Here is an 8,126-nt window from a genome sequence, read left to right on the forward strand (position 1 = left end):
CAACTTGAAGATGAGTATCAAACTCAAATTCAAAATTTAGTCGTGGCATAGGACAAAAAAGTCTCTATTTAAATTGTCTATTTTATTGACAGGGGACCAGGGTCTCAATTTCCGACGACGACGCAATCTTTCAACCGGGATATTTTGCGGCGTTGCGACGGGCGATTCGACAGCACCCGCAACAGCAAGTCTTTTCTGGTTCGGTGGTATTACCGAACGGGCAACACGATATGATGCATCGGGAACTGGTTACTAATCAAGTCACCCTGACGGCTAAGCCGGTGGCGGAATCTACCTACGCCCACGACTTCAAGTACGATATTTTTTCATTCGTGGGAATCTTGTTGAGTCGGAAAACGATTGGCCGAATTGGTTTGCCTGAACAGGACTACTTTATTCGTTTCGACGATTTTGAGTACGCGCTGCGGGCTCGAAAATTTGGCCCGTTTCTGAACGTGCACGATGCGGTGGTCTTACACAAAACGACTTATACGCGGGCGGCGGTCGCGCCGTGGAAGGAATACTACGTCATGCGTAACCGAATTGCATCGCTATATAAGCATAGCGGTCGTAATTGGCAGACGCAGTGGTATTGCCGCAAGTTTTTGATGAGAAAGCTACTGGCAATTGCGTTGTTTAAGAACCGGTGGCACCAGGCTTTGCCACTGGCAAAGGCTTACGTGGCCGGTTATCAGGACGGCTGCCACGAACACTTGGGGCGAAATTTAAACTATTTACCGTAGTTAGGGTGTAATGGGGGAAACATGATGAAATACGGATCAATTGTAGTGACGTTTAACCGTAAAAAGCTACTACTAGAAGCGTTGGACAGTTTGCTGGGGCAAACGGTGCCGCCGACTAGCATCATTTTAATTGATAATCACTCGACGGATGGGACTAAGCAACTCTTGCAAGACCAAGGCTTGCTTGATAATCCGATTATTGATTATCGCTATTTAGATCAGAATATCGGTGGTGCGGGTGGTTTTGCGCGCGGCATGGAAATTGCAAAGTCAAAGGTTAACTTGGATTGGGTCTCGCTTTCAGATGATGACGCAATTTTTGCGGATGATTACTTTGAAAAGCTGATTAGTTACCAGTCACAACACCCGGAACGTCAAGTCTTAACGGGCAGCGTGTACGTTGGTGACGGCCGTCTACAAGACGATCAACGCTGTCGCTTTAGTAATTGGAGCACTTTTCGGGCGGTGGAAGTTCCAGCGTCGGAGTATGACCATAACTTTGAATTTGATCAGTACACTTTTTGTGGCGTCTTCATGAACATTGATGTTATCCGGGCAGTAGGCGTTGCAGATGCCGGCTTCTTTATCTGGTGGGATGATTGCGAGTACGCGATTCGCACGGCCAAACTTTCAAAGCCGGTTAACGTCGTTGCGGCTAAGTTGACCCATAAGACGGCGATTCCGTCGATTGATAATAAGAGGAAGTTCGTGGCTGACTGGCGGATTTATTATGGATACCGTAACCGGATGATCACGATTCGCCGCTGGAGCAAACGGCCACTGGTTAGCATTGCCTGGTTATTTTCTTTCTACGGTCGGTTTGCGTTACAACTTTGCGGGCCCTTGTTCCGAGGGTATCGTAAAATGGCCATCCGTGCGTATTGGGAAGCGTTGCGCGATGCGGCACGGTATAAAGAAGGGCTGAACCCGCACTTTATGCCGGGTCAAAAGTTTTAAAAAATGTGGTCACTAGGTCGGCAAGGATGTCGACCGAACGGAATTTAATTGGAAACTTAATTTTAATTGCGGTAATAATTTCCCGGCCAGTGAACTTCACGCTTGCTTTCTGGTTAGTTATTACGGTCAGTTTGATACAATGGCTCTAGACTTAAATTTGCGGAGGATTTTGACATGACTGAAAAATTTGATTATTTAATCGTTGGTGCCGGCCTATTTGGGGCGGTATTTGCCCACGAAGCAGCCCTCAAAGGTAAGCGGGTCAAGGTGATTGAAAAGCGTGATCACATTGCCGGTAATATTTATACTAAGGAAGTGGACGGCATTCAAGTTCACCAGTACGGCGCCCATATTTTCCACACGTCCGACCGTGAAATTTGGGATTATGTGAACCAGTTTGCGGAATTCAACCGCTACACGAATAGTCCGGTCGCTAATTACCATGGTGAAATGTATAACTTACCGTTCAACATGAACACGTTCAATAAGCTATGGGGCGTGCGGACCCCGCAAGAAGCGGCGGCTAAGATTCAGGAACAACGCGATGCGGCTAAGTTGAGTGGTCAACCACGTAACTTAGAAGAACAGGCGATTACCTTAATTGGGACCGACATTTACCAAAAGCTGATCAAGGGCTATACGGAAAAACAGTGGGGACAAAAAGCCACCGACCTGCCAGCCTTTATTATTCGACGCTTACCGGTTCGCTATACGTACGATAATAACTACTTCAATGATACTTACCAAGGGATTCCAATCGGTGGTTATACGCAAATCGTTGAACGGATGTTGGACCACCCGAACATTGACGTTGAAACTAACGTGGACTTCTTTGCCAATAAGGACACCTATTTGGCAAATTATCCAAAGGTCGTCTTTACTGGGATGATCGATCAGTTCTTTGACTATCAATTAGGCGAACTGGCTTACCGGTCGCTACGTTTTGAAACCGAAACGTTACCAGTTGGTAATTACCAAGGGAACGCCGTGATCAACTATACCGATGCGGAAACGCCGTATACCCGGATTATCGAACACAAGCACTTCGAATTCGGCAAGGGTGATGCGGACAAGACCGTTATTACTAAGGAATATCCGGCCGATTGGAAGCGTGGCGACGAACCGTATTATCCGGTTAATAATCAAGAAAACAATAACTTATATAAGCAATACGCGGCGTTGGCTGCCCAACAAAAGCAGATTATTTTTGGTGGTCGCCTAGGTCAGTACCGTTATTATGATATGCACCAGGTTATCCACGCTGCATTGGTTGCCGTAAAGGCCGAATTTGACCCAACAAAGTAGGGACTGACGAAGTAAAGATGAAAAAAAGGCTATGGATCGTTGTTGGGCTGGTCGTGGTGATCCTGGGCCTGACCGGAACGATGTTTTACTCGGTCAGTTTACAGTCGGGTCAGGACACGGTGATTCAAATCTTTCAACGTGACCAAAACGGCACACCAATCAATTCGCCCGCACCCATTAAACTCGTCAAGAAAGCTGGGCAAAAAAATCCGTTTGTTGCCCACGTCCGCGGTTACCGGCTAACGACGGATAATCCGTTAAGTGTACGGATGCCGCGGCAAAATCAGCGGGTCGTATTACGCTACCGCTCGGCGAAAACGGTAGATCAGTTACGGCGTAAGCTAAAGCGGACAGCCTATTTGCAAGTAGCGACACAAAATGTGACCACGCCAAATCTCGGTGAGGCCCAAGTGCAGCGTAAGGGCGCTAATTTTGCCCGGTTGAGTACTAGTGAGGATGGCACTCACTGGACGAAACTGCCGATTAGCTATCCGAACGTGCGGATGGTCGCACCGGTCGCGGTCACTAGCGCCCGAGGGCTGACGGTGTTGGATAGCGGGTACCGATATGACACCAGTGATTACCAACACTGGCAACGCTCAAAGTGGCAACCACAAAGTTCGCAATTTAAAGCCGCGAAAGTTCAGACCGTTATTCGAACGGCCCGACAACAATTGGTCGTTGTTCGTGCCAAGCAACCGGGACACCGCACCCCGCAATTATTTGTGGGGGCTTGGCAGGGTTCAAAGCAAACGGTCACGTCGTGGCAACACTTGGCGACTGGGGGCTTAGCCATTCGAGCGGGCGATACTGTCAGCCGGGTCGGTGAGGATTACTATTTGTTACAAGCCCGTGGTCGACGGGTGCGGGTATCACGGACGCGGCGTTTGACCCAGCCCTTTAAAAAAATTAAAGTTCTTAGCTTGACGATGCACGCAAGCCACCGGGTCACGTCGTTGAACCTGATCCCGGTTAAGCACGGACAGTTACGGCTGATTTTTAGTACGTTAGATCATGAACAGATTGAGCGCGGACCATTTTACCGCGACTACCGGTCTAACTTAAGGCCGCGTGGTAAGCAACACGTGCTCGTAACTGATTTTCCGTGGCATCAGTACCAGCTAAGTACGCGTAAAAGGTAGTGAGGAGCCACGTTATGAAGTATCAAGCAACGGATCGATTACGACTTGCATGGCGCTGGTTACCGGTAGAAGTATTGATCATAGTCGGGTGGTGTGTTGTTGGCTGGTTTGGTGCCTCCGCGTTGAGCAAGCCGGTTTACCAAGCGCAGATGGATATTGAAATCAAGCGCCGGTTACCCGCCGGTGCTAGCACCAGTCGCCGTCACCGACAATTGAAAAAGGATATCAAAAACGTTGACCAGTTTAGCGTGCTCCCGCATCAAAGTGGGGTGCTCTATCAAGCTGGCGAATATGCGTCGATGCATTACGGAATTTGGCAATCCGTTCGGAGTTTAAGCGAATCGGTGACGGCTGAGGCTGTGGATGAGCGCCCGGTTTTACGGGTGACGGTAGCTAGCAGTTCACGGGCGGTAGCGGCGGAAAACCGGCAAGCGTTTCGGATCGCCATCCGCCACTCGTTACGGGGACTACGACATTACCGGGTTAGGGTCGTGCGGACTGCGATGGTTCGTGAGAACCACGTCATGCGTAAACCGATTTTGAAATTCACAATCGGTATGGGCTTTTTTACGGCCCTGGTAACGCCGTACGTCATCAATTATCTCCGGGGGAAGGAGCGTGATGGGCATGTTTAAACGCTGGTTGACCACTTTGCAGGCCAACATTTCGCAGGTTTATCTGATAACCTTTGCGATTTACTTAGCTTCGGTCACCATCAACACGACGACCTTCTACCCTTACTACCCGCACCGGGTTGCAACGGTGATTCAACTATTAGCGGCCCTAGTAATGCTCGGCATTATTGTCTTAGGGGTTGAGTTAACGACTTGGCAGTTGATTGGTGAGGTGGCGCTACTTTGCCTAGTGGTTGTCGTCACGCTAATTTCTAGTTCGAATTACTTGGTGACGACCGTCCTACTGGTCATGGCTGCGCGAACGGTTAACTTCCGAAGAATTGTTAAAGTCTATCTCTGGGTGGTTGGCGGAATCCTACTAATTGCTTTTCTGGCGGCAATGACCGGCGTGATTAAAAACATCACTTTTGCTACGGACGACGGGTTACGGCAATCCTTCGGGGTCGTTTACACCACCGACTTTGCCTCGCACCTTTTCTATTTGGTTTGTGCCTACCTGTATTTACAAGCGCGGCGTTTTCGACCAATTGCCATTTTACCGGCACTAGTTGCGCTAGGCGTTATCGTTATTTTTACCCACACGATGACGAACACCATTGGTTTGGTAGTGCTAATTGTTGGCTATCTTTGTTATATTTATCGGCGTCAACTTAGGCAGTGGCGGTTTTGTTCGGTTGGCTTGCGGTATAGTTACTGGGCATTGCCGCTGGCAGCTACCATCATTATCTGGTTGACGGCCATTTTTAACGCTAATAACCGGTTCTTAAACTTACTGAATCAGTGGTTGTCGACCCGGCTATCACTGGGATATAACGGGTTATTGGCGTACGGTGTCAGGCTACTGGGTCAACCATGGATCCCGATGAATGGTTGGGGTGGCGACCGCTCCCAATCGTTTACCGACGGGGTCGGTAGTTTGACGTATTTCTTTATCGATTCGTCTTTTTTGAATATGTTGATCCTAAACGGTGCGCTGTTGACAATTGTCATTGTGGCGGGGTTCACCCTCTTTTTATGGTGGCGGACTCGGCAACGCGATTACCTGTTACCTGTGATCTTCGTGGCGATTGCCATCTGTAGTGCGTTTGATCAGCATTTCTTAGAAGTGACTTACAACGTCTTTTTATTAGCGCCGTTTGCCGTTTTGCCGCGATACAAGTTCGCGCTGGAACCACACCCGTTTCACGTTCACCGGTGGTATTCGCGACGGAAGGGGCTAGCTGATGGCAAAGTGGATTGAGTGGATTGATGATGCCCGCGGAATTGCTATTTTAGCGGTTATCGTTAGTCACACCCTCGGTCTTATACAACGAGCTTGGCCGGGAGCCTGATTTACGCCGTCCACATGCCGATTTTCTTCGTTTTGAGTGGCTACCTTTACCACTCGCGGCCGGTCAATTAGGAGTTTCGGCATAGCGCGTGCAACTTACTTGTCCCGTATGCAACGACGGCTACCTTAGTATTGGCACTGAACTGGTTAGCGTTACAGCTACCGGCCAATTCGTTGCTACACGCGCCGTTTGTATCCACCAAGCAGGGGCTGGTTGCGGTGCTTTACGACGGTGGCTCGACTATTTTCAACCCTTGGGGCTGGCAAATTCAGCCGATTGGCGCAATCTGGTTCCTATTAAGTATGTTTATTGCAATCTAAATCTTTAACGCGCTGATGCGCTGGACGGCAACGCTAATATGGCGGCGTTGAATTCGTATTGGTGTCGTTATCAGCCTAGCGTTAGTTGGTGGTATACTCGGACGCCTCGTTTATTTACCGTGGGCGCTGAACGCGGCTATTTTCTCGCTGATCTTTTTTTACGCGGGTTATTGTGTGCAGCAATTCAACCTGTTAGCCCGACTTTCAGATTGGTCGTACGGCATTTTTGTCTTTGCCTGGTTAGTTAGTGGTTGGCAGGGTGGCTTTTGGCTGAACGTACCCGCGTCACCTAATTTGGTGATTAGTGTCGTTGGCGGTATTGGTGGGAGTCTCTGCCTGATTCGCTTTTGTATGGCACTCACAAAGCGCCGTCGACCAGGGACCCCTCGAATTTTAAAGTGGTACGGCCAGTTATCGTTGATCGTACTCTGTGTCCACCTGCTTAATTTAACGGCATTGAATGCGGATGTTCACGTCTTTAATTGGCTACAGTCGCTTACCGGCACAATGATTGCGTTATTAGTGCAAATCATTTGTCGTATCGCGTTTGTGACGGTTGGTCTGTTGGTGGTACCAAAAATTCCGGTTTTACGAGCGGGGCTCTTCCCACGGCGTTATTTAGGCCGGTAGTCATTATATGTACAATACTGAATAAAACCGGTTAATTCGATTAACTAAAAAACGGAATTAAGGGTGTTAGGCCAGTGAATTGCTGGCGCAACGGTAAACTATTAATTGTAAAAAATTTTAAATTGCTCGAACTTCAAGCTTACCAGAGGGGGACTGGCGAATGAATGTTCAAATTTTTGTTGCGGCGCATAAGCCGTACCGGATGCCGACCGATCGGAGTTATCAGCCGATTTTTGTTGGCGCGGCGATCAATGGGGCGACGCCGTTTAATTATCTACCAGATAATACTGGTGATAATATTTCGAAAAAGAATCCTAACTTTAACGAGCTAACCGCGCTTTACTGGGCTTGGAAAAATTGTAGTGCGGACGTCAAGGGACTCGTTCAATACCGTCGCTACTTGGCCGCTACACCGAAGTTAGGCATTGATGGTATTTTGAGTACGGGTGAGATTGAAGCGCTGCTAGCGCAAAAAGACGTCATTGTACCCAAAAAAAGACGTTATTACATTGAAACGAACTATTCGCATTACATCCACGCGCATCATCGGGAGCCGCTAGATGTCATGCGACAAGTAGTTGCGGCGGATTATCCGGATTATTTAGTGGCCTACGATCAGCTGATGCACCGAACGAGTGCCCACATGTTTAATATGCTAATCATGCCCGCCACCAAGTTTAACGCTTACGCCGAATGGCTGTTTTCAATTCTTTTCAAGGTTGAAAAAATGGTTGACATCTCAAACTATGATGCTCAGGAAGCGCGGGTGTTTGGGTACTTATCAGAACTGCTCCTAGACGTGTGGTTGAAGACCAATCACTATTCAGCAGCTGAAGTTCCGGTGTTGTATATGGAGAAACAGCGCATTCCAGCGAAAGCCTATAATTTATTGAAGCGCAAGTTTTTCCCGCAGGCGGCCAAGCAAACTCATTTTTAAACTAAAACTAAAGCAATCCCCGTTGGTTGTACTAGTCCCTGTCAAGTTGACAGGTGAAATAATATAATTCTCGGACGTAACTTAAGCGGCTTTATCGCGATATTCTTTCGCGGTGGAGCCGTTTCT

At 48.4% G+C, this 8,126-nt stretch carries 9 protein-coding genes; all 9 read left to right on the plus strand.

Translation table 11 applies throughout. The features are described from left to right. Positions 1–152: 152 nt before the first annotated feature. The 9 genes from FFM82_RS13120 to FFM82_RS13155 all read left to right on the plus strand — a co-directional run bounded on the left by FFM82_RS13120 (position 153) and on the right by FFM82_RS13155 (position 8,000). On the plus strand, positions 153–743 hold the full coding sequence (locus FFM82_RS13120; RefSeq protein ID WP_225425723.1) for a glycosyltransferase family protein: 591 nt from the start codon (positions 153–155) through the stop codon (positions 741–743). 24 nt (positions 744–767) lie between these two features. Continuing rightward, complete coding sequence (locus FFM82_RS13125) at positions 768–1,700, plus strand: glycosyltransferase (protein ID WP_137646211.1); 933 nt, start codon at positions 768–770, stop codon at positions 1,698–1,700. A 174-nt stretch (positions 1,701–1,874) separates the two neighbouring features. Further along, positions 1,875–3,005: a UDP-galactopyranose mutase gene (glf, locus tag FFM82_RS13130; protein WP_137646212.1), complete on the plus strand. Its 1,131-nt coding sequence runs from the start codon at positions 1,875–1,877 to the stop codon at positions 3,003–3,005. Positions 3,006–3,022: 17 nt separating this feature from the next. Next, a complete protein-coding gene (locus FFM82_RS13135; RefSeq protein WP_137646213.1) occupies positions 3,023–4,147 on the plus strand; it encodes a hypothetical protein in 1,125 nt (374 codons plus the stop codon). Between the two features lie 14 nt (positions 4,148–4,161). Continuing rightward, positions 4,162–4,782, plus strand: coding sequence for a polysaccharide biosynthesis protein (locus FFM82_RS13140; RefSeq protein ID WP_137646214.1), 621 nt, complete (start codon positions 4,162–4,164; stop codon positions 4,780–4,782). Further along, positions 4,775–6,022 carry a polysaccharide biosynthesis protein gene (locus FFM82_RS13145; RefSeq protein WP_225425725.1) on the plus strand — a complete coding sequence of 416 codons (1,248 nt, stop codon included), beginning with the start codon at positions 4,775–4,777 and terminating at the stop codon, positions 6,020–6,022. Before FFM82_RS13140 ends, FFM82_RS13145 begins: the two co-directional genes overlap by 8 nt. A gap of 222 nt (positions 6,023–6,244) precedes the next feature. Beyond that, positions 6,245–6,433 (plus strand): hypothetical protein, encoded by a 189-nt coding sequence (locus tag FFM82_RS13800; protein WP_225425728.1) that lies wholly within the window; start codon positions 6,245–6,247, stop codon positions 6,431–6,433. A gap of 174 nt (positions 6,434–6,607) precedes the next feature. Further along, positions 6,608–7,063, plus strand: a complete 456-nt coding sequence (locus tag FFM82_RS13805) for a hypothetical protein (protein ID WP_225425730.1) — start codon at positions 6,608–6,610, stop codon at positions 7,061–7,063. A gap of 160 nt (positions 7,064–7,223) precedes the next feature. After that, positions 7,224–8,000 carry a DUF4422 domain-containing protein gene (locus FFM82_RS13155; RefSeq protein WP_137646215.1) on the plus strand — a complete coding sequence of 259 codons (777 nt, stop codon included), beginning with the start codon at positions 7,224–7,226 and terminating at the stop codon, positions 7,998–8,000. Positions 8,001–8,126 lie beyond the last annotated feature (126 nt).

The organism is Lactiplantibacillus plajomi, from assembly GCF_005405405.1.
GTDB lineage: Bacteria > Bacillota > Bacilli > Lactobacillales > Lactobacillaceae > Lactiplantibacillus > Lactiplantibacillus plajomi.